The organism is Rhodococcus sp. DN22 (genome assembly GCF_036669995.1).
GTDB classification, from domain to species: Bacteria; Actinomycetota; Actinomycetes; order Mycobacteriales; family Mycobacteriaceae; genus Rhodococcus_F; species Rhodococcus_F erythropolis.
Window position 1 is genome coordinate 244,822 of the sequence record NZ_CP133326.1, and the last position, 21,446, is coordinate 266,267.

A 21,446-nucleotide genomic window follows, 5' to 3' on the forward strand; every position below is an offset into this window, starting at 1 on the left:
CGGTAGCGATGAGGAGAGCATTGATGGCGAGAAGCGGAAGAAGCGGAACTGCAGGTAAGAAGCCTGCGTCCGGTCGCGCAGGTCGCTTTCTGGTGGGCGGACCCGGGAGGCGAACCTCGCTGATGCGGGTCTCGGTCCTCGGTCTCGTTCCGGCTCTTGCGCTCGGCGTCGCGATCGGAGGTTTCACGCAAATCCGCGCTGACGAGCCGTCGATCCTGCACGCCGTCGCCGCCGATACACAATTCACGCTCTCCGGTCATGGCAACGGACACGGCCGCGGAATGGGGCAGTGGGGCGCTTACGGCTACGCCAAGAACGACGGCTGGTCCGGCGAGCGAATCCTCAGTCACTACTACGGCGGAACCGTCCTGGACTCCTTGCCGCCCGCCCAGATGAGTGTGCGGCTCACAGCCCAGGACAACTCGACGCTCGACGTCTACTCCGACGCCGGCCTCGTGGTCAACGGTCAGCGCACCGCGCCCGGCGAGGCTGCCCATCTCACTGCACTGCCCGGTGGCGGTGCGCAGGTGGTTGTCACCAGCGGTTGTGGTGGCGGCGTTGTCTGGGAAGCGGTCACCGAGCATCCGTGGGTGGATCCGGTGGATCTCAGTCCCGATCGACCCGCCGACCAGTTCCTGAAGCTGTGCAACAACGACGCGCCCTATCGCGGCGCCCTCGGCGTAGTGCTCGACAACGGCTCGGCTCGGACGGTCAATCTCCTCGACATGGAGGACTACCTGCTCGGCGTGGTGCCGGTCGAAGCGAAGGCCGAATGGGCCGATTCCGGTGGGGCCGAAGCACTACGGGCGCAAGCCGTGGCGGCACGCTCGTACGCTGCGACCGAGCATCGCAGCTCGTACGCCGACACGTGCGACACTCAGGACTGCCAGGTCTACGGCGGAGCTGGCAAGGAAGATCCCCGCACCACTGAAGCCGTTCGGTCCACCGCCGGCGCCGTTCTGTCGCGTGACGGCAAGATTGTTGCCACCGAATTCTCTTCGTCCACAGGAGGTTACAGTTCCGGCGGTGAATTCCCGGCCGTCGAGGATCTCGGTGACGCCCTTTCGCCCAATCACGACTGGACAGTGAATCTGACCGCGGGTGAGATTGCGGACGCCTTCGATGTGGGCGAGCTGCAATCGCTCAAGATTCTCTCGCGCAACGGATTCGGTACCGACGGCGGGCGAGTGACGGCAGTCGAGGTGGTCGGAACAGATGCAACTGTTGGCGCCACCGGAATGCAGTTCCGTCAGAAACTCGGCCTGAAATCGGACTGGTTTACCGTCGGCGACGGCGCTGGTGTGGTAGTGGCACCGGATTCGGAATCGACAGTGCCGGAATCCAATTCGCCATTCGGCGATCCATCGGGTACGGTTACGGAGACGCAGATCGAGAAGAAGTATCGGGAGCTCGGCGGTGAAAGCGGCTCTCTCGGTGCTCCTGCCGGCCCGGAGATGCAGTTGCCCTCCGAAGCAGGCACTTTCCGTGTCTACGAAAACGGAACCATCATCTGGACAAAGGTTTTGGGTGCGCAGGTAGTTGATGCCAACGTGCTCCGCGAGTGGATACCGACGGGCGGAAGCTAGGGGAAGGTCGGTCGGTAGCGACTCGCACGTATCGACTCTGAAGGGTCTCTGCCGTAACCCGGCGGAGGCCCTTCAGGTCGTTCAGGGCTCATTGGTTGTCGGTCAGATGGTCGGAGCGTCGCCGAGCAAGCGGTACTCGAGCCACAACTCCGCACGTTCCGTGGGGGAGCCGAGGTCCAGTTGGAGAAGGCTCTCGATCCGAGCGAGTCTGCTGCGCAACGTATGCCGATGAATATTCAGCGCTGTGGCTGCGGCGTCGCCCACACCGTTGTGTGCCAACCACATGGCCAAGGTTCGGTAGAGATCGCTACCGCCCTTCGCTTCCAGGAGCGGGCGCAAGTGTGCCGCCGCGAATGCCGTCGAGCGATCCTGATCGAGAAACGCGGACAATCCGCTCTCCGAGAGTTCGGCGAACCGCATCGAAGGCAGGTTGCGGGCGCCGGCCTCGGCTGCTGCCTGCGCGGCTTGGCGTCTGGCGCGCGAGAGATCGTCCCACCACAGCATGTCCGACACGCCGACGGTTACGTCGATTTCGTTGACACGGGCGAGGATTCGCCCGCTGTCGGTAGCCGAGACGACGGCGATCAACGCTCCGTCGGTGATGCCGAACGCCAGATCGCGGCTGAGGCCGTCGAGCAGTGAGACGGACACGCTCTCGAGCAGGCCACTCGGGCCCGCTACGTGGAAGACCTGGAAAGGTTCGACCGGAAATCCTCCCCACAGTTCCCCGGAGATGTTGCGGGCGAGCGCATTCTGTCCTTCGAACAGCTGATGCATCGCCACGGTACGCAAGTGGTTCATCGTCAACTGCGCATCTCGGGTTCGAGCCGTCATCAACGTGAGCAGAGACGCGGCGGCGATGACGATGCCCTGATTCAGAGAGCCGACGGCGCCGGGGCAGCCGGCGACGAGATACCCCATCAGCTTTCCCCTCGACGTCATCAAAGGGTGCGAGATGACGTCCTCGTTCTCACTCGTGAGGAAACTGACTTCCATCGGGCGGGCGTCGCGCTCGGGAGCCGTTCGCTCGATTCCTGCGGCAGCAGCGGTGTGTGAGATCTCGACGGTATGGCCGGCCGAGTCCAGCAGGGCCGCCCATCCGCCGATCAATTCCGCCACCCGTCGTACGACTGCCCGGGTGCCGTTGACCGTCACTGCAGCTTGAAGCAGTCGCCGCAGGCTCTGGTAGTTGCTGCGCAGCGCTTTCATGTCGTCGTCGGATTGCGCCTTCGACACCGCTTTGGTCAGGGCGATGAAAGGTGTTCGCAATGGGACGTCGAGTAGGGGCACACTGAAACGGGTGGCCGCATCCACCAGAGTCTGCGGCGCCTGCTCGTATCCGAGGCCGGTTCCGAAACCGATTCCGGCAATTCCGGCCGCCACCAGGGTGCGTACGAAACGGGTCGTTTCCGCGGCCGTCGTCGGTAGCGACACTCCAGTGATGAGTAGTAGTTCGCCGCCGTCGAGGAAGGGCGTCGGGTCGGGAAGTTCGGAGACATGTGCCCAGGTCAGGGTGCGATCGAGCTGATCGTGCCCCGCCAGGACGCGAAGGCCGAACTGTTCGGTCGCACAAAGCTGGCGGAGCGTGATGGGCATGGGTCCAGTCTGACACCTCGAACTCGCCACTTTGTAGTGCCTGCGGTCACGTTTGTACAAAGTGGAGCCTGACGCGAGCTTGCCGAAGGTCCGACACTGGCGCTATCGAAAATGCGCTCCAGAAGAGCGTCACCGAGATCCACCCTCCCGAACAGCCCACAAGGAGTACTGATGTCCAGTACAGACCAGCCGGCACTTCAGCACACGCTGAAGAAGCGGCATCTGTCGATGATTGCGATCGCGGGCGTCATCGGCGCCGGACTGTTCGTCGGCTCCGGTGTGGCGATCCAGGAGACGGGACCGGGTGTCCTGGTTTCCTACGCGTTGGCCGGCGTAGTCGTCATCCTCGTGATGCGCATGCTCGGCGAGATGTCGGCAGCGTCGCCGGAAACCGGCTCGTTCTCGTCGTACGCCGACAAGGCCATCGGCCGCTGGGCGGGCTTCTCGATCGGCTGGCTGTACGCGTGGTTCTGGATCATCGTGCTCGGCATCGAGGCCACCGCCGGTGCCCTCATCATGAATCGTTGGGTTCCCGGCGTTCCCCAGTGGACCTGGGCTCTGATTCTGATGATCGTGCTGACGCTGACCAACATCATCTCGGTCAAGTCGTTCGGCGAGTTCGAGTTCTGGTTCGCTTCCATCAAGGTCGTCGCCATCATCGCGTTCCTCGGCATGGGCATTGTGGCGATCTGCGGATGGATGCCCGGCGTCGAAGCACCGGGAATGACCAACCTGACCGGTCACGGCGGTTTCCTGCCGAACGGAACAGGAGCCATGCTCGCCGCAGTCCTTGTGGTCGTGTTCTCGTTCTTCGGCGCCGAAATCGCCACCATCGCCGCCGGTGAATCGGCCAACCCGCTCGAAGCTGTTCGCGCTGCCGTCAAGTCCGTCGTCTGGCGAATTCTCATCTTCTACATCGGCTCGATCGCGGTGGTCGTCACCCTGCTTCCCTGGGACAGCGCATCGGTCGCGCTCAGCCCGTACGTCGCCGTCATGGACTCCTACGGCATTCCGGCCGCGGGCAACATCATGGACGTCGTCGTCCTCACGTCGGTTCTGTCCTGCCTCAACTCCGGTCTCTACACCGCGAGCCGCATGATCTTCTCTCTCGCCGGCCGCGGCGACGCCCCCAAGTCGCTCTCACGTATCGAGAAGACCGGCGTCCCGATGCGCGCTGTCCTGGTCTCGACGATCGTCGGCTTCCTGACCGTCGGCATGAACTACCTCTCCCCGGACAAGGTCTTCCTGTTCCTGGTCAACTCCTCCGGTGCGATCGCGCTGTTCGTCTGGCTGGTCATCTCGGTGTCCCAGCTGCGCACCCGCCGCAAGCTCGAAGCTTCGGGCCAGGAGCTGGAACTCAAGATGTGGTTCTTCCCGTACCTGACCTACGCGACGATCGCCGCCATCATCGCGCTCTGCATCGGCATGCTCACCCTGGACTCGACGCGCAGCCAGATGATCGTGTCCCTGGGGCTCGCAGCGATCCTCGTGGGCATCGGGCTCTACCGATACCGGAACCACAAAGAGACCGAGGACGCCGAAGGCGCCGACGCCGAGGTTGTACCCGTGTCCGAGAGCGCTCCCACACCCTGACACCAACGTCCCCATCTGCGAGATACTTAGATGTCCTAGTATCGGCCACGGACAGAGAAATCGACGTGAGCACAGCAGATGGGGACAATCATGACCACACCCGAACCGATCGTCATCGTCGACGGGGCCAGGACCCCCGTCGGTAGCTTCGGCGGCGTCTTCAAGGACGTACCCGCACACGAGCTGGGTGCCGCAGCAGCCAAGGCTGCGCTGAGCCGCGCCGGCGTTGCACCCGAAGACATCGACGAGGTCGTCATGGGCTGCATCGGCCAGGTCGGCCCCGACGCCTACAACGCACGCCGCGTGGGCATCGCCGCCGGACTGCCCGAGAACGTTCCCGCCTACACCGTCAACCGCCTCTGTGGCAGCGGCTTGCAGGCCGTGTGGTCGGCGGCGATGCAGATGCGCTGGGGCGCAGCTGCCATCACCCTCGCCGGCGGCGACGAGAGCATGTCCCGCATGCCGTTCTACGACTTCGCCGCCCGCTCGGGCTACAAGCTCGGCGATCGCAGCCTCGTCGACGGCACCGTCGCAATGCTCACCGACCCGTTCAGCAAGGCTCATATGGGCCGCACCGCCGAAGCCGTCGCCCGCAAGTACGGCGTCAGCCGCGAGCAGCAGGACGAGTTCGCCGTCGAATCTCAGCGCCGCGCTGCTACCGACGCAGCCAAGGCAGCATTCGCCGAGGAGATCACTCCCGTCGAGACCGGTGGTCGGCGCTCCGTCACCGTCACCGAAGACGAGCACCCCAAGCCCGGAACCACTGTCGAAACCCTCGCCAAGCTGCGCCCCGCATTCGAAGAGGGCGGATCCGTCACCGCCGGTAACGCGTCGGGCATCAACGACGGCGCCGGCGCACTCGTCCTCGCTACAGGAACCGAGGCAGCCAAGCGCGGTCTCACCGGACTCGTCACGCTCGAAACTGTCACGACGGCAGCCATGGAGCCCGGCCTGATGGGCTACGCTCCCGTGCTCGCTCTCGAAAAGCTTTTTGCGCAAACAGGATTGAAGCCGTCCGACATCGGCACCGCCGAGGTCAACGAGGCCTTTGCTTCGCAGGCCATCGCCGTCATCCGTGACAGTGGCCTGGATCCGGAGAAGACCAACCCGTACGGCGGAGCAATCGCCCTCGGACACCCGGTCGGTGCCACCGGAGCCATCCTCACGCTGCGCGCGGCACGCGACATGGTCCGTCGCGACCTCGAATTCGGCATCGTCACCATGTGCATCGGCGGCGGTCAGGCACTCGCTGCCCTGCTGAAGCGGGTCTGATCATGGCGACCAAGCGCAAGCCGTCGTGGCATGACGACGAGATCACCGCAGTAGCCGAACTGGCCCGTGGTTTCTTCGATCGTGAACTGATCGCCAAGCGTGAGCAGTGGGACGCTCAGCATCGCGTCGACCGGTCCGTGTGGCTCGAAGCCGGCAAGCTCGGCCTGCTGTGCTGCTCGATTCCCGAGGAATACGGCGGGGGCGGTGGATCTTTCGCGCACGATCTTGCAGTCTTCGAGGCGCAGGGTTACTGCGGTGACTATGCACTCGGTAACTCCGTGCACAGTGGCATCGTCGCCCACTACGTGCTCGAGTACGGAAGCGAAGAGCAGAAGAAGGCCTGGCTGCCAGGTATGGCGACGGGTGAAATCCTCGGCGCCATCGGAATGACCGAGCCGGGAACAGGTTCCGACCTCAAGGCCATCACCACGTCCGCGATCCGCGACGGTGACCACTACGTCGTGAACGGGTCGAAGACCTTCATCACCAACGGTGGCAGCGCAGACATGATCGTGCTCGCCGTCAAGACCGATCCCAAGGCGGGCGCCAAGGGTGTCTCGCTCCTGATCGTGGATCTGCGTGACTGCGAAGGCTTTGCGGTCGGCCGCGTCCTCGACAAAGTCGGTCAGCACGGCGCCGATACGTCGGAGCTGTCCTTCACCGATGTCCGCGTTCCCGTTTCGAACCTCCTCGGCGAGTCCGAGGGGCTCGGTTTCGGTCAGTTGATGGCGCAGCTGGTGCAGGAACGTCTCATCATCGGCGCGCAGGCCATCGGCACCATCGAGCGTGCCGTCGAGGAGACCGTCGCGTACACCAAGGCGCGTCAAGCGTTCGGGCACAGCCTCTTCGAGTTCCAGAACACTGCCTTCGAGCTGGCCGAGTGCCAGACGATCGCGCGCACCTGCCGTGTCTTCCTCGACAACTGCATCGAGGATCACCTCAACGGCGAGCTGGACGGCGCAGACGCCGCGATGGTCAAGTACTGGCTCACCGAACAGCAGTGCGCCGTCGTCGACCGGTGCGTGCAGCTCTACGGCGGATACGGCTACATGCGTGAATACCCGATCGCGCGCATGTACGAGGACTCCCGAGTCCAGAAGATCTACGCCGGCGCCAACGAAGTGATGAAGGGCATCATCGCGAAGAGTCTTTGATCACCGGCGTCGAAAACCATTGACACCGACCAGGCACCCACCGAGCATTTCGGTGGGTGCCTTTGTGTGTGCCTACAAGCGGGATCGAGCTGTTCGGAAGGCAATCACTGATGAGCTTCACCATCGACGTCGGATCGGCGCGCGTCACCCAACTGACGGAGCTGGCGCACTGGCCGTTCCCGCCGCGAGAGCTTTTTCCGCACGCGGGTGATGCGGAGATCGAGGACGCGTCGGCGCGGCTGACACCGGAGTTCTTCGACGCGGGTAGCGGTGACCTCGTACTTGCCATCCACACCTACCTGGTGGAGATCGGCGGCAAGGCCATCGTCGTCGACACCGGCAACGGGAACAGCAAGCACCGGCCGAACCTCCTGCCGCACCACATGTTCGGCACCGACTACCTCTCGCGCTTCGCCGACACCGGCGTCGACTTGGGCGACGTCGATCTGGTGGTCAGCACACATCTGCACCCCGATCATTGTGGTTGGAACACCAACCTCGAGGCCGAAACCTGGCGGCCCACCTTTCCCCGCGCGACCTACATTTTCGACCGCACCGAACTGGCCGCGCTCGAACAACTCGCCGCCGACGGTCCACACGAAGGAGTGGTCTCGGATCTGGCGCAGACCTTCGAGGACAGCGTCCGTCCCGTTCTGGACGGGGCGAAGTGGGAGGCGGTCGACGACGGCCACGTCCTGGCCGAGTCCGAAGGCACACGCGTCGTCGTGCGCAGCGCGCCCGGCCACACGCCGGGTCACGTCGTGATCGAGATCCGCACTGCCGACGGCGGCGCCGTCATCTCCGGCGACGTGATCCACCATCCGATCCAGTTTCTGTACCCGGACCTCAGCCAGGGCGGCGACGCCGATCCCGAGATCGCCAGGGTCACCCGCCGCGAACTTCTCGAACGCTGCGCGTCGGAGGGACTGCTTCTACTTCCCGCACACTTCCCCGTCGACGAACCGATCACGGTTCGGTTAAACGAGGACGATCGCCCGATGGCACCTTCGATATATGTTGCGAGGCCTGCATAGAATGGGCCAATGCCTGCGACCGAATCGACGCCATCGCTCTCCGGCAGGCCGCTTTCGAGTCGGATCGGATACGGCTTGGTCAAAGCCGCACTCCGCGTGAGGCAGTCGTACGCGGAGGCTTTGTCTCGCGTCGGACTGCTGCCCAATCATCACGCCATTCTCAGCACACTCGATGAACTCGGCCCATGCCATCAAAAGGAGCTTGCTTCCCGAGTGGTGGTCGACCCCGGTGACATCGTTGCCTATCTCGACAGTCTGCAGGAGTCGGGATACGTTGTGCGCGAACGCGATCAATCTGATCGGCGTAGGCAGGTCGTATCGATCACGGACTCCGGAGTAGCGAAGTTGATCGAGGGCGATGCGGCCCTCGACGCCGTCGAGCAAGAGGTCTTCGAGTCGTTGACCGATCAGGAACGTGAGACATTGACGGTCGTATCCGCCAAGCTCACGGGGCCGACGGCGCGGCCGTCAGAGGCCTGATGATTCCGGGTACTCTTTTGCTCATCTCGGCTGGACGCTTGTGGCCCCAGTAACTCGGTTGGTTGTAAGTTCTTGCCACCCAACTCAGATCGTCGACGGTGAGACCACCGAACCCGTACTCGATCTGCAGACCGGACGGGCTGCCGATGTAGATCGACGTCATCAGGTCATTGGTGTGGCGCCCCAGCGTTTGCATGACCTCGGTGTCGTGACTGTCGAGAAGATCGATCAGGCGTCCGAGATCGTCCATGCATTCGACTTCGAGCATGAGGTGGTTGAAGCCGACGTGGCCGGGATATTCGGCCAGCGCAAGTGAATGATGACGCCCGTTGACGTGATAGAAGCGCACGGTGAATTGGTCGTTGGTGATCCGGTCCGAGAGTCGGAAACCCAGCACATCCACGTAAAACTTGTTGGCTTCCTCGATATTCGGCACCTGTAAAACGATGTGGCCCAGGCCTTGATCTCCGGTCACGAATCCACCGCGCATGACACGACCCGGTGTGAACGACAGTGGCGTCGATGCCTTTCCCCACGAGATTTCGTGTCGAGTTCCCCATGGGTCGGTGAACCACACGAGTTCGGCGACTTGCCGCTCGGCGAGCAGGTCGGGATTGCCGTCGTGCAGCGTGATGCCGCTCCGGTCGAGGTGTGCGGCAAACGAGTGAAGATCGGATTCATTGGCCATTGCCCAGCCGGCGTAAAGGAATTCGTCTACCTTGCCGGGGTGGACGGCAATTCGATAGTTGACGTCGTCTACTGCGAGCCGGATTGCGCCATCCGGTCCGTCTGGTGACAGTTTCGCGCCCAGAAGTCCCGTTCCGTACTTTCTCCAGTCCTCAGCCCTGGGTGACGCGACTCCGATATACGACAGTTCCTGAATCACGATGATCTCCCTCGAATGCACTTGATGGTCACTGTTCCCAAAATATAAGCAGTGTTACCAATGATTGGCAAGACAATCGTTGGTATTGCCAAGTAATTCATGAGTAGTAGCCGCCAGGGATGCTGAAATCAGGAAACAAGGGCCATAGTCCCTGGTGACGCATCCAACCCTCGGCGTCCGAACAGGTCCGATACCCTGGTTCATCGTGACCGCTGCAAATTCAGAGACCGCCCGTGCCCAGTACGACCTGATCGTCGTCGGTTCGGGATTCTTCGGGCTGACCATCGCCGAGCGTGCCGCTACCCAGCTGGGTAAGCGTGTGCTGGTGTTGGACCGCCGTCACCACCTGGGGGGGAACGCATACTCGGAGGCTGAGCCGGAGACCGGCATCGAGGTCCACAAGTACGGTGCCCACCTGTTCCACACCTCCAACAAGAAGGTCTGGGACTACGTCACCCAGTTCACGGAGTTCACGAACTACCAGCACCGCGTCTTCGCGCTGCACAAGGGACAGGCGTACCAGTTCCCGATGGGCCTCGGCCTCGTGTCGCAGTTCTTCGGTCGGTACTTCACTCCCGAAGAGGCACGGGCCCTCATCGCCGAGCAGTCCAGCGAGATCGATTCGAAGGATGCCTCCAACCTCGAAGAGAAGGCGATCTCCCTGATAGGACGCCCGCTCTACGAAGCATTTGTGCGTGACTACACGGCAAAGCAGTGGCAGACCGACCCCACCGAGCTGCCCGCGGCGAACATCAGCCGCCTGCCGGTCCGCTACAACTTCGACAACCGCTACTTCAACGACACGTACGAGGGCCTGCCCGTCGACGGCTACACGGCGTGGCTCGAGAACATGGCAAAGGATCCGAAGATCGAGGTCCGCCTCGACACCGATTACTTCGACGTCCGCGACGAACTGCGCACCGCGAGCCCCGACGCACCCGTCATCTACACGGGCCCGCTCGACCGCTACTTCGACTACTCCGAAGGTTCGCTCGGATGGCGCACCCTCGATTTCGAGACCGAGGTTTTGCCCACCGGAGACTTCCAGGGCACCCCCGTCATGAACTACAACGACGCGGACGTCCCGTTCACCCGCATCCACGAGTTCCGTCACTTCCACCCGGAGCGCGAGTACCCGACCGACAAGACCGTCATCATGCGTGAGTTCTCACGTGCAGCGGAGGCGAAGGACGAGCCGTACTACCCGATCAACACTCCGGAGGATCGTGAGAAGCTCTCCGCGTACCGCTCACGCGCCAAGAAGGAGACCGCGGAGAACAAGGTCCTCTTCGGTGGGCGTCTCGGCACCTACCAGTACCTGGACATGCACATGGCGATCGCCAGCGCGCTGACGATGTTCGAGAACACCCTGCGCCCGCATCTCGAAACGGGTGCGGAATTGGCAGGGGAGAGCGAATGAACGCACGTCATCTACTCGAAGGCGAAGAAGCCGTCACCGGCGACGAGGTGACCTACCTCGGCAAGTCCCTGCTCTCTCGGATCATCCTTCCCCGCGCCGGCGAACCTCTCGACGTCCGCACGCTGTACTTGGAGGAAGCTTCGACCAACAGTCGTCGGGCTCACTCCACCTCGCGGACGTCCGTCGCGCTCGGCGCCGAGACCGAGGTCTCGTTCGCCACGTACTTCAACGCGTTCCCCGCCAGCTACTGGCGTCGATGGTCCATCCTGAAATCTGTGGTCCTTCGACTCGAACTGTCCGGACACGGCCGCGTGGATGTCTACCGTTCCAAGGCGGACTCCTCGCGAATTCACGTGGAAGGCAAGGAATTTGCCGACGGTGATGCCGCGGTCGAACTCGAGGTGGAGCTGGCACCGTTCGAGGACGGCGGCTGGATCTGGTTCGACATCACCACCGATACGGCCGTAGTCGTCGAGAGCGGCGGCTGGTACGCGCCCGTCGAGGCTCCCGGCGAAGCGACGGTCGCCGTTGGTATTCCGACGTTCAATCGCCCGACCGACGCTGTCAAGGCGCTGGCTGCATTGTCCTCGGATCCTCTGGTGTCCGACGTGATCAAGGCCGTCATCATGCCGGATCAGGGCACTCGTAAGGTACGTGACGAGCCCGGGTTCGCCGAAGCTGCTGCAGCACTTGGTGATCGGCTCGCCATTCACGATCAGGGCAACCTCGGCGGCTCCGGCGGATACAGCCGAATCATGTACGAGGCACTCAAGACCACGCAGTGCCAGCACATCCTGTTCATGGACGACGACATCGAGATCGAACCCGACTCGATCCTTCGCGCGCTTGCTTTCTCGCGCTTCGCGAAGTCGCCGATGCTGGTGGGTGGGCAGATGCTCAACCTGCAGGAACGTAGCCACCTTCACGTGATGGGTGAAGTGGTCAACCGCGGGATCTTCATGTGGTCTGCCGCGCCGAACGTCGAATACGACCACGACTTCTCCAAGAATTCGCTGCGAGATTCGAAACTGCTGCACCGTCGCATCGACGTCGACTTCAACGGCTGGTGGATGTGCATGATCCCGCGCCAGGTCGCGGAAGAGCTCAAGCAGCCGCTGCCACTGTTCATCAAGTGGGACGACTGCGAATACGGTTTGCGCGCAAAGGAAGCCGGATACCCGACCGTCACGCTGCCCGGTGCCGCGATCTGGCACATGGCGTGGAGCGACAAGGACGACGCCATCGACTGGCAGGCGTACTTCCACCTCCGAAACCGTCTGGTGGTGGCCGCGCTCCATATGCCGGGCAACGGCCGCGGCCTTGTCGTCAACACGGTGAAGGCGACTCTCAAGCACCTGCTGTGCCTCGAGTACTCCACCGTTGCGATCCAGAACAAGGCCATCGCGGACTTCCTTGCCGGACCGGAACACGTCGCGAACATGCTGCCCACCGCACTCGGTGAGGTCCATGCCCAGCGCAAGGAGTACCCCGACGCCGTCGTGGTGCCCTCGGCAACCGCACTACCGCTGCCCTCCGGCGCCGAGGTCGGGGACGTCAGCGCGCCGACCAACCCCGTCGCCAAGATCGTCCGCGTCGGCAAGGCCGTGGTACACAACCTCAAGCCTGCGCACCCTGAGCATCACGAGCGTCCTCAGCTCAACGTGCCGACCATCGACGCCAGGTGGTACCTGCTCTCGCAGGTCGACGGCGTCACCGTCACCACCGCCGACGGCCGCGGCGTCGTCTACCGAAAGCGCAACCCCAAGCAGGCACTCGAACTGCTCAAGGAAGCCATGCGTTTGCGCCGCGAACTCGCCGCGCGTTTCCCTGAACTCAAGAAGCAGTACCAGGACGCCGTTCCTTCACTGACCAGCACGGAAAGGTGGGAACGTGTCTTCGGCATCTCCTGAAGTACAGATTCTGGCCGGAATTCAATCGACCGTCGGGCAGCTGCCGGGAGCCGTCAAGGTCGCCCGCGGTATGTCTCACTTCGGTGAGCACTCCCTCGGGTGGATCGCGATCGCTGCCGTCGGAGCTGCTGTGGACAAGCCGCGTCGACGTGAGTGGGCCGGAGCAGCCGTCGGCGCATTCGGTGCACACGCCGCCTCCGTGGTGATCAAACGAGTCGTCAGGCGCAAGCGACCTTCCGACCCTTCGGTGCAGGTCAACGTCTCGACACCGAGCAAGCTCAGCTTCCCGTCGTCACACGCGACGTCGACGACGGCGGCGGCTGTGCTGATCGGTCGACTCACCGGGCTACCCTTACCGGCGTTGCTGGTGCCCCCGATGATGCTCTCGCGTCTGGTCCTGGGAGTTCACTACCCGACCGACGTACTCGCCGGAGCGGCACTGGGAGCCGCATCCGCGGCGGTAGTTCGCCGGGTCGAAGAAGCCAGAGCCGAACAGAAATGTGGAGATAAATGAGCGAGGAACCGGCTACGGTCAGCGGACCCCCGAAGTCCCTGCCCGCCGGCATCGTCAAGGCGCTTCGCCCACGTCAGTGGGTCAAGAACGTCCTTGTGCTGGCAGCGCCCATCGCGGCCGGAACCGCCACCGAAGCCGACGTGCTCCTGCCCGTCGCGCTGGCGTTCGTCGTGTTCTGCATGGCGGCATCGGGCATCTACCTCGTCAACGACGCGATGGATGTCGAAGCCGACCGTGCTCACCCCACGAAGCGATTCCGTCCCATCGCGGCCGGAGTTCTACCCGTCAACATCGCGTACGGCATGGCAGTCGTGCTGCTTGCCGGTGCGATCGGGCTGTCCTTCCTGGCCAACTGGCAACTCGCCGTGGTCATGGGCGTGTACATCGTCATCCAGCTCGCCTACTGCTTCGGTCTCAAGCATCAGGCCGTCATCGACATCTGCATCGTCTCGTCCGGCTTCCTGCTTCGAGCGATCGCCGGTGGCGTTGCCGCCGAGATCGATCTCTCGCAGTGGTTCCTGCTGATGATGGCGTTCGGTTCACTCTTCATGGCGGCTGGCAAGCGCTACGCCGAACTGCAGTTGGCCGAGAAGACCGGCGCGAAGATCCGTAAGTCCCTCGAGAGCTACACGATGACGTACCTGCGTTTCGTGTGGACGATGGCAGCGACGACGCTGGTCCTCTGCTACGGACTGTGGGCGTTCCAACAGGACGCCATCAAGGGCACCAACTGGTATGCCATCTCGATGGTGCCTTTCACCATCGCGGTGCTGCGATACGCGGTGGACGTCGACGGCGGCGAAGCCGGAGAGCCTGAGGAGATCGCGCTCGGTGACCGGGTGCTGCAACTCCTCGCGATTGCGTGGATCGGAGTAGTGGGTGTCGCTGTCTACCTCGTCTGAGCCACGCACCGAGGCCGACCCGCACGTCGACACTGCGGCGAATCGCACCACCCTCAGTCGAGGAGTTTTTCTCGGCGGGGTGGTGCTTGCTGCTGCCCTCATGTTCTGGGGGGCGTGGGAGCGTCGCTGGATCGCCGACGACGGACTCATCGTCTTGCGAACCGTCCGCAACCTGCTCGCGGGGAACGGCCCGGTCTTCAATGCGGGGGAGCGTGTCGAGGCGAACACGAGTACCGCGTGGACGTACATCGTCTACGCGTTCAGCTGGCTCACGCAGATCCGCCTCGAATACGTCGTTCTGACGATCGCGCTCGTACTCTCGACTGCTGCCGTCGTGCTGGCGATGCTCGGCACCGGTCGTCTGTACCGCGGCGTTCGGCCGTCGGCGGGCGGAACGATCCTGCTGGTACCGGCAGGTGTTCTCGTCTACATCGCGGTTCCGCCTGCGCGAGATTTCGCCACTTCCGGGCTCGAGACTTGCTTGGTGATCTTCTGGATCGCGCTCCTGTGGCTACTGCTCGTTCGGTGGGCGCAGGCGTCGACGCCGTCCACGGCGTCGATCCTGACTCTCTCGTTCGTGGCAGGCCTCGGACCATTGGTTCGACCCGAGATGGCAATTCCCGGTGCCGCCGCGTTGATGATGATCGTTCTCTCCGCAGGCCTGACCTGGAAGATTCGTGCACTGATCGTGGTCGTCGCCGGACTTGTGCCGGTGGGCTATCAGATCTGGCGAATGGGCTATTACGCCCTGCCGTACCCGAACACCGCGGTGTCGAAGGACGCCGGTGGCGCGAAGTGGGCGCAGGGTTTTGCGTACCTGTGGAACCTCGTCGGGCCGTACCTGCTCTGGCTGCCGCTGCTGTTCCTGCTCATCGGCGCGCTGCTGCTCGTGTGGCGAAGCCGAGCGGACGCACCTGCTACCGCCACCGATCAACCCGCACGCTCGCTGTGGCAGCGCTTTCAGCAGTTTCTGCGCACGCCGCGGGCCGTCGTCACGTTCATCCTCGGCAGTGGGCTGATCCTCGGGATCTATTCGCTACGCGTCGGCGGCGACTTCATGCACGGCCGCGTCCTGTTGCCGGTGTTGTTCTGCCTGCTCATCCCGGTCGCGGTTATTCCGTTGCGGGTTCCGGCGCGGGCAGCGTTCGGAAGTAACCGCGACACCGCGATCTTCGGAGTCTCGGCGGTGCTGTGGATCGGCACGATCATCTGGGCCTTCTTCGCCGCCAACACGACGGGCATGCCGGAAGGCTCCGTGGTGGGTCGCTCGGGAATCGTCGACGAGCGTGCGTTCTATGCACTCAACACCGGTCACAAGCACCCGATTCTTGCCGAGGACTACCTCGACTATCCGCGAATGCGTGCCATGGTGGAGACCATCGCGCGGACTCCGGAGGGTGGGCTGCTGTTGCCGTCGGCGAGTTACGACTCCTGGTTCGTCGTCCCACCGCCAGGGCCGCTCGAGGAGCCTGCCGAGCACGTCGTCTTCTTCCTCAACCTCGGAATGACGAGCATGAACGTGGGCCTCGACGTTCGGGTGCTCGATCAGATGGGGCTGGCGTACCCCCTGGCAGCACACACCGAGCGCCTCGAAGACGGCCGGATCGGGCACGACAAGAACCTTTACCCGGACTGGGTGGTCGCGGATACCGGAATGATCGACGTTCGCCCGTGGCTGCCGTTCTTCCTCGACGAGGACTGGGTTGCCGACGCGAAGCTGGCCATCACGTGCCCGGAAACGCAGGAGCTGCTCACGTCGTATCGCTCCGAGCTGACCTGGGCCAGATTCAAACAGAACTTCCAGCAGGCTTTCGACTTCGCGAAGTACCGATTCGACCGGGTTCCGGCCTACGAATTGGAACGCTGCGGGCTCGTTCCGCCGGAGCCGCCGAAGTGATGTGATCAGCATCACCGACGGTTGAAGGTTTGAATATTTCGATTCAGTAACACCGAATCGATTGGCCACGATGTACTCGAAGACGATTCACCTAACCTGAATCACTCCCTGCGGGTGATGACGGCGTCGCCCGCGGACTGAGACGTAACGGTCTGTCTATTTGTCACAGCTGAACCTGTGACATAAAGTCCAGCGAGCGCAGTGTGACTTGGAAGAGGTCCGCTGCCGACCCGAACTTGTTCGGGCTGGCAGAAAAGCCTGTTCCCCGACGGAATCCGCCGGAGCCACTCCACCGAGTGAGTGCCGCAGACGAAGAGAGAGAGCAGTATCCATGCGTTTTGCCAGAAAGAGGCTGACCCAGCGCCTCAAGCACCGAGCGTTGGCCATCGGTGCCGCAGCACTTGTGCTACCCCTTGCTGCAGGAGTTGCCGGTAGTGCTGTCGCCTCTGCTGCGCCCGCGCACACTGCTCCCAGCCACACCGCCCCCTCGGGCGGATACGACGAGCTGTGGGTGCCCTCCTCGATGGGCAACATCAAGGTCCAGGTCCAGTGGGCCGCACGCGGCGGAAACGCTGCCCTCTACCTCCTCGACGGCCTGCGTGCGCGCAACGACGCCAACGCGTGGAGCTTCGAGACCAACGCGATGGACCAGTACCGCAACGACAACATCACCCTCGTGATGCCCGTCGGCGGCGAGTCCAGCTTCTACAGCGACTGGTATGCACCGTCGAACTTCAACGGTCAGCAGATCACGTACAAGTGGGAAACGTTCCTCACGCAGGAACTCCCCAACTTCCTCGCGAACTACGGCGTCTCGCCGAACAACAACGCGGTTCTCGGTCTCTCGATGGGTGGCAGCGCTGCTCTGACGCTGGCTGCTTACCACCGCGACCAGTTCAAGTTCGCCGGCTCGCTGTCGGGCTACCTGAACATCTCGGCTCCCGGCATGCGCGAGGCAATCCGCGTCGCAATGCTCGATGCCGGTCGCTTCAACGTCGACTCCATGTGGGGACCGCCGTGGAGCCCGTCCTGGCTGCGCAACGACCCGTTCGTCTTCGCACCGCGTCTGCAGGGCCTGTCGATGTACATCTCGTCGGCAAGCGGCCTGCCCGGTGAATACGACCACCCGCGCGCACCGATCGATTACTACAACACGGCTAACGGCATGGGCCTCGAAGCACTCGCCCTGGTCAACACCCGTGCATTCCAGATCCGCATGAACTCGCTGGGTATCCCGGCCACCTACAGCTTCCCGTCCAACGGCACGCACTCGTGGCCGTACTGGTCGGCAGAGCTGTGGAAGGCTCGCGGCCAGATCCTCGACACCATGAACGCTTGGTGATCGTGCGCCATCCCGTGACCTAGTCACTTCACCAGTGCCGTTCCGGACTCCCTCCAAGGGAAACCGGGACGGCACTTGTGTATTCAGGTGCTGCACGATCGCCTGAGGTCAGTAACAATTGCACCACCAGTAACAGCGCGGCTACCCCAAGCGGGGATCGTTTGCGTGTAGAAATAGTTTCAACGGGGGTCTGGCTGCTCAGGCGGCTACACGATCGACGCGCGGACCGAACGTAAGGAAAGAGAGTGAGCTCATGCGAGTAGGCCTTGCCACGGAGGACCGTCGCCGGTCCCGGGCAACCTTCCGGACAAAGGTCGTCGGCGCACTGGCAGCGATGCTGGTACTGCCGATCGCCGCGGGCTTGACGACGGCCGGAACCGCGGCAGCCGCGCCGGCACCTGCTCAGGCCGCACCGGCCGTGACCCAGAACCCCACCGGCGCAGCGGTCACGAAGGTCGACTGGCTCAGTGAGCGTCGCGTCGCGCTGTGGGTGAACTCTCCCGCGATGGGCGCCCCGATTCAGGTGCAGATCCTCTTGGCTCGCGATTGGAACGTCAATCCGTCGGCCAGCTTCCCCTCGGTCTGGATGCTCGACGGTCTTCGCGCGACCGACAACGAGAACGCCTGGACCTACGAAACCGACGCCGAGTCCTTCTACGCGGACAAGAACGTCAACGTCATTCTTCCCGTCGGCGGTCAGTCCAGCTTCTACTCCGACTGGCTCGAGCCCGACAACGGCAAGAACTACCAGTGGGAGACGTTCCTGACCAAGGAACTGCCCCCGATCCTCGAAAAGGACTGGCGGACCACGCAGACGCGCGGTGTCGTCGGACTGTCGATGGGCGGAACGTCCGCGATGTTCCTCACGGCGCGTAACCCCGGCTTCTTCAAGTTCGCGGCTTCGCTGTCCGGCATCCTCACCACCACTTCGCTCGGCATGCCTCAGGCAATCCAGTTCGCGATGACCGACGCCGGTGGATACAACTCCGCCGCGATGTGGGGACCGCCGTCCAACGCACAGTGGGCTGCACACGATCCGTATGCGCTCGCCGAGAAGCTCAAGGGCGTCAGCCTGTACGTCTCGAGTGGCAGCGGTACGACCGGCCCGTACGACCAGCCGTCGGGAATTCCCGGCGTCAGCACCAACTACGCAGGTATGGGCCTCGAGATCCTCGCTCGCCTGACCTCGCAGACCTTCGCGACCAAGCTCAACCAGCTCGGCATCCCCGCGCAGGTCAACTACCGCCCGTCCGGAACCCACTCGTGGCCGTACTGGCAGTTCGAGCTTCATCAGCTGTGGCCGCAGTTGGCCAACGCCATCGGCGTCGAGGTCGAGAAGCCGGCTTGCGGCACTTCGGGTGAGATCGGTGCGACGGCTGCAGCCAACGGCTGGATCGGCGACTGCATCACGCCCGAGTACAGCGTCGCGGGTGGACTGGCACAGGACTTCCGCAACGGTCGCATCTACTTCACCAGTGGAACGGGCGCCCAGCCTGTCGCCGGTCGTATCGCCGGCGCGTACATGAACACCGGAGCAGCGGCCGGCCCGCTCGGCTTCCCGCGTACCCCGGAACTCGGTACCCCCGACGGACGCGGACGCTTCAACCACTTCCAGAACGGCTCCATCTACTGGACCCCGCAGACCGGCGCTCACCCCGTCAGCGGCGACATCCTCGCCGAGTGGTCCGCACAGGGATGGGAAGGTGGCCCGCTCGGCTACCCGACCGCCGACGAGATCGCGACGCCCGGCAAGCCGGGCAAGGTTCAGGGATTCGAGATCGGCGCGATGTACAGCAGCGCCAACGGAACTCACGCGGTTCTCGGAATGATCATGGGCAAGTACGGCGAACTCGGTTGGGAAAACGGCTGGCTCGGATTCCCGAAGTCGAACGAGGTTCCGATCAAGGACAACGGGCGCTTCACCGAGTTCGAGGGCGGCAACATCTACTGGAGCCCCGGCACCGGTGCATGGTCCGTCGAGAACGGCCCGCTCTTCGACGGTTGGAAGAGCGTCGGATACGAGGGCGGCCGCCTCGGATTCCCGATCAGTGACAAGTTCGACATTCCCGGTGGTGTCCAGCAGAACTTCCAGTTCGGCTACATCACGGTGATCGGTGACAAGACAGAAGTTCACTAACTCACAGTGGTGCACGACGGGCGGGCCCGATCACGGATCGGTGCCCGCCCGCGTGCGTTGCGTAACCTGTTGATGGACTTTCGACTGAAGGCAAGGACGGACATTGATGTCGCTTTTCTCGGGTAACCGAAACACTTGTGCACGCGCGATCGCGGTCGGCGCCTTGGCGCTCGCCGCGGGTGGCGCGCTGGTCGGGTGCGGTAGTGACGACTCCACTGCAACCTCCAATCCGGTCACCACGACGTCCGCTGCGGCTTCGTCCTCGAGCGGTTCGGCGTCTTCGTCCGCCTCTGCGACCACGACGGCGTCGGCTGCGCCCACCAGTCCAGGAGCAGCAGCCACTGCGCCGCCGGAGCAGCCGCAGAGCATCGAAGGCTTCCCGGGCCCCACAGTCGTCGAGGTCAGTCCAGAGGCACAGAAGTTCCTCGACGGACTGAAGGCGAAGGGCATCACCCCAGCCGGTGACGGAAGCATCGCCGTCAACACGGCCAATTACATCTGCGCTGCCGGTCCTCAGACCGACGACGAGGTCCTGACCTTCGTGACTGCCTTCGTCGGCCAGGAAGCGTCGGCGGAAGGCAAGCAGATCACTCCCGAGCAGGCAGGTGCGAACGCTCAGATCTATATCGACGTCGCCAACACCACCTACTGCAAGTAGGCGCGGGTCATGGCGAGGTCTGGAAAGCGTCGTGGGTGCCTGATCCCGCTGCTGATCATTCTTGTGGTCGCAGCGGTCGTGATCGGCGGTTGGTACATCCTGGCCGGGCGGGTGCCTTCGCCGACTCCGATCCCGCCGAGTCCGGAGCCACCGGTCTCTCAGCCGGCCAGTTGCCCCGATGTCCAGGTAGTAGCCATACCGGGTACGTGGGAGTCGAGCGCTACCGACGACCCGTACAACCCGACGGCCAATCCGGCGTCGTTGATGCTGAACGTGACCCGTCCTCTGCAGGAGAAGTTCGATAGTTCGAGGGCCGACGTCTACACCGTTCCTTACGTCGCACAGTTTTCGAATCCGGTTGCGATCCCGCCGGACGGACAGCAGTCCTACAACAACAGCCGGGCTGCGGGAACTGCTGCCACTAACGACTTTCTGATGAAGCGGCACGCCGAGTGCCCGCTCACGAGCTACGTCCTGACCGGATTTTCCCAGGGCGCGGTGATCGCGGGTGACGTCGCCGCGAGTATCGGCGACGGTACCGGCGCGGTGCCTGCCGATCTGGTTCTGGGCGTCGGCTTGATTGCCGACGGTCGGCGCGATCCGGCGTTCGGGAACACGGTTGGCCCGAGCGTTGCCGGTGTCGGCGCCGAGCTGTCGCTGAACGGGCTGAAGCTTCCCGGTCTCACGATGACCGGCCCGAGGCCAGGCGGATTCGGCGACCTCAACGACCGGACTTATCAGATCTGCGCGCCGAGCGACGGTATCTGCGACGCTCCGGCCGCCGCTCTCAATCCGACCAACTGGTTGAGTTCGGCGCCGCGGCTTCTCGAGTACTACAACAACCCTGTGCACGCGATGTACAACTCCTTCCAAGTCGATCCGAACGGCACGACGGCCACCCAATGGATGGCACAGTGGGCTGCGGAGAAGATCGACGCCGCACCGGCACCGCCCCACAGTTGAGTCACCGCCGCACTGTTGATTCGTCACAATCGGGCGTCTCGGGAGTTCGCTCGCGGGTAATCTGCTCGTTTGGTCCCGGTAGAGTGCTGCACGGTCCGGGGG

General features: G+C 63.5%; 17 protein-coding genes. 15 read left to right on the forward strand and 2 right to left on the reverse strand.

Features of this window, described 5'->3' with window-relative positions:
- The first annotated feature begins 23 nt into the window (after window positions 1-23).
- The gene (locus tag RA302_RS01095) at window positions 24-1,586 is read left to right on the forward strand and encodes a SpoIID/LytB domain-containing protein (protein ID WP_166501632.1); all 1,563 of its coding nucleotides are present in this window, start codon (window positions 24-26) and stop codon (window positions 1,584-1,586) included.
- Between the two features lie 102 nt (window positions 1,587-1,688).
- On the opposite strand, the gene RA302_RS01100 is transcribed toward RA302_RS01095, so the two are convergent.
- Window positions 1,689-3,182: a PucR family transcriptional regulator ligand-binding domain-containing protein gene (locus RA302_RS01100; RefSeq protein WP_019746400.1), complete on the reverse strand. Its 1,494-nt coding sequence runs from the start codon at window positions 3,180-3,182 to the stop codon at window positions 1,689-1,691.
- A 171-nt stretch (window positions 3,183-3,353) separates the two neighbouring features.
- On the opposite strand from RA302_RS01100, the gene RA302_RS01105 reads away from it, so the two are divergent.
- From RA302_RS01105 to RA302_RS01125, 5 genes are all read left to right on the forward strand, one after another.
- Window positions 3,354-4,775 (forward strand): amino acid permease, encoded by a 1,422-nt coding sequence (locus tag RA302_RS01105; protein WP_019746401.1) that lies wholly within the window; start codon window positions 3,354-3,356, stop codon window positions 4,773-4,775.
- A gap of 90 nt (window positions 4,776-4,865) precedes the next feature.
- Window positions 4,866-6,047, forward strand: a complete 1,182-nt coding sequence (locus RA302_RS01110) for a thiolase family protein (protein ID WP_007731825.1) — start codon at window positions 4,866-4,868, stop codon at window positions 6,045-6,047.
- A gap of 2 nt (window positions 6,048-6,049) precedes the next feature.
- On the forward strand, window positions 6,050-7,201 hold the full coding sequence (locus RA302_RS01115; protein WP_021332810.1) for an acyl-CoA dehydrogenase family protein: 1,152 nt from the start codon (window positions 6,050-6,052) through the stop codon (window positions 7,199-7,201).
- A gap of 110 nt (window positions 7,202-7,311) precedes the next feature.
- Window positions 7,312-8,235, forward strand: a complete 924-nt coding sequence (locus RA302_RS01120; RefSeq protein ID WP_166501633.1) for an MBL fold metallo-hydrolase — start codon at window positions 7,312-7,314, stop codon at window positions 8,233-8,235.
- Window positions 8,236-8,244: 9 nt separating this feature from the next.
- Window positions 8,245-8,715: a MarR family transcriptional regulator gene (locus tag RA302_RS01125; RefSeq protein WP_021342452.1), complete on the forward strand. Its 471-nt coding sequence runs from the start codon at window positions 8,245-8,247 to the stop codon at window positions 8,713-8,715.
- Here RA302_RS01125 and RA302_RS01130 read toward each other — a convergent pair.
- Window positions 8,681-9,601, reverse strand: a complete 921-nt coding sequence (locus RA302_RS01130) for a VOC family protein (RefSeq protein ID WP_113683446.1) — start codon at window positions 9,599-9,601, stop codon at window positions 8,681-8,683. The genes RA302_RS01125 and RA302_RS01130 overlap by 35 nt on opposite strands.
- Before the next feature lie 205 nt (window positions 9,602-9,806).
- On the opposite strand from RA302_RS01130, the gene glf reads away from it, so the two are divergent.
- From glf to RA302_RS01175, 9 genes are all read left to right on the forward strand, one after another.
- On the forward strand, window positions 9,807-11,021 hold the full coding sequence (gene glf, locus RA302_RS01135) for a UDP-galactopyranose mutase (RefSeq protein WP_046377735.1): 1,215 nt from the start codon (window positions 9,807-9,809) through the stop codon (window positions 11,019-11,021).
- Window positions 11,018-12,931, forward strand: coding sequence for a glycosyltransferase (locus tag RA302_RS01140; protein WP_046377736.1), 1,914 nt, complete (start codon window positions 11,018-11,020; stop codon window positions 12,929-12,931). Before glf ends, RA302_RS01140 begins: the two co-directional genes overlap by 4 nt.
- Entirely contained in the window at window positions 12,912-13,445 is a 534-nt protein-coding gene (locus tag RA302_RS01145; RefSeq protein ID WP_003943893.1) for a phosphatase PAP2 family protein, read from the forward strand. Before RA302_RS01140 ends, RA302_RS01145 begins: the two co-directional genes overlap by 20 nt.
- Window positions 13,442-14,347, forward strand: coding sequence for a decaprenyl-phosphate phosphoribosyltransferase (locus tag RA302_RS01150; protein ID WP_003943808.1), 906 nt, complete (start codon window positions 13,442-13,444; stop codon window positions 14,345-14,347). Before RA302_RS01145 ends, RA302_RS01150 begins: the two co-directional genes overlap by 4 nt.
- Window positions 14,325-16,244: a flagellar motor control protein ZomB gene (gene zomB / locus RA302_RS01155; RefSeq protein WP_029254208.1), complete on the forward strand. Its 1,920-nt coding sequence runs from the start codon at window positions 14,325-14,327 to the stop codon at window positions 16,242-16,244. Before RA302_RS01150 ends, zomB begins: the two co-directional genes overlap by 23 nt.
- Window positions 16,245-16,575: 331 nt before the next feature.
- Window positions 16,576-17,586 (forward strand): alpha/beta hydrolase family protein, encoded by a 1,011-nt coding sequence (locus RA302_RS01160; RefSeq protein WP_020905770.1) that lies wholly within the window; start codon window positions 16,576-16,578, stop codon window positions 17,584-17,586.
- 253 nt (window positions 17,587-17,839) lie between these two features.
- On the forward strand, window positions 17,840-19,723 hold the full coding sequence (locus tag RA302_RS01165; protein ID WP_019746407.1) for an alpha/beta hydrolase-fold protein: 1,884 nt from the start codon (window positions 17,840-17,842) through the stop codon (window positions 19,721-19,723).
- 106 nt (window positions 19,724-19,829) lie between these two features.
- Window positions 19,830-20,381 (forward strand): DUF732 domain-containing protein, encoded by a 552-nt coding sequence (locus tag RA302_RS01170; protein WP_084324966.1) that lies wholly within the window; start codon window positions 19,830-19,832, stop codon window positions 20,379-20,381.
- 9 nt (window positions 20,382-20,390) lie between these two features.
- A complete protein-coding gene (locus RA302_RS01175; protein ID WP_166501634.1) occupies window positions 20,391-21,344 on the forward strand; it encodes a cutinase family protein in 954 nt (317 codons plus the stop codon).
- The last annotated feature ends 102 nt before the right edge of the window (window positions 21,345-21,446 follow it).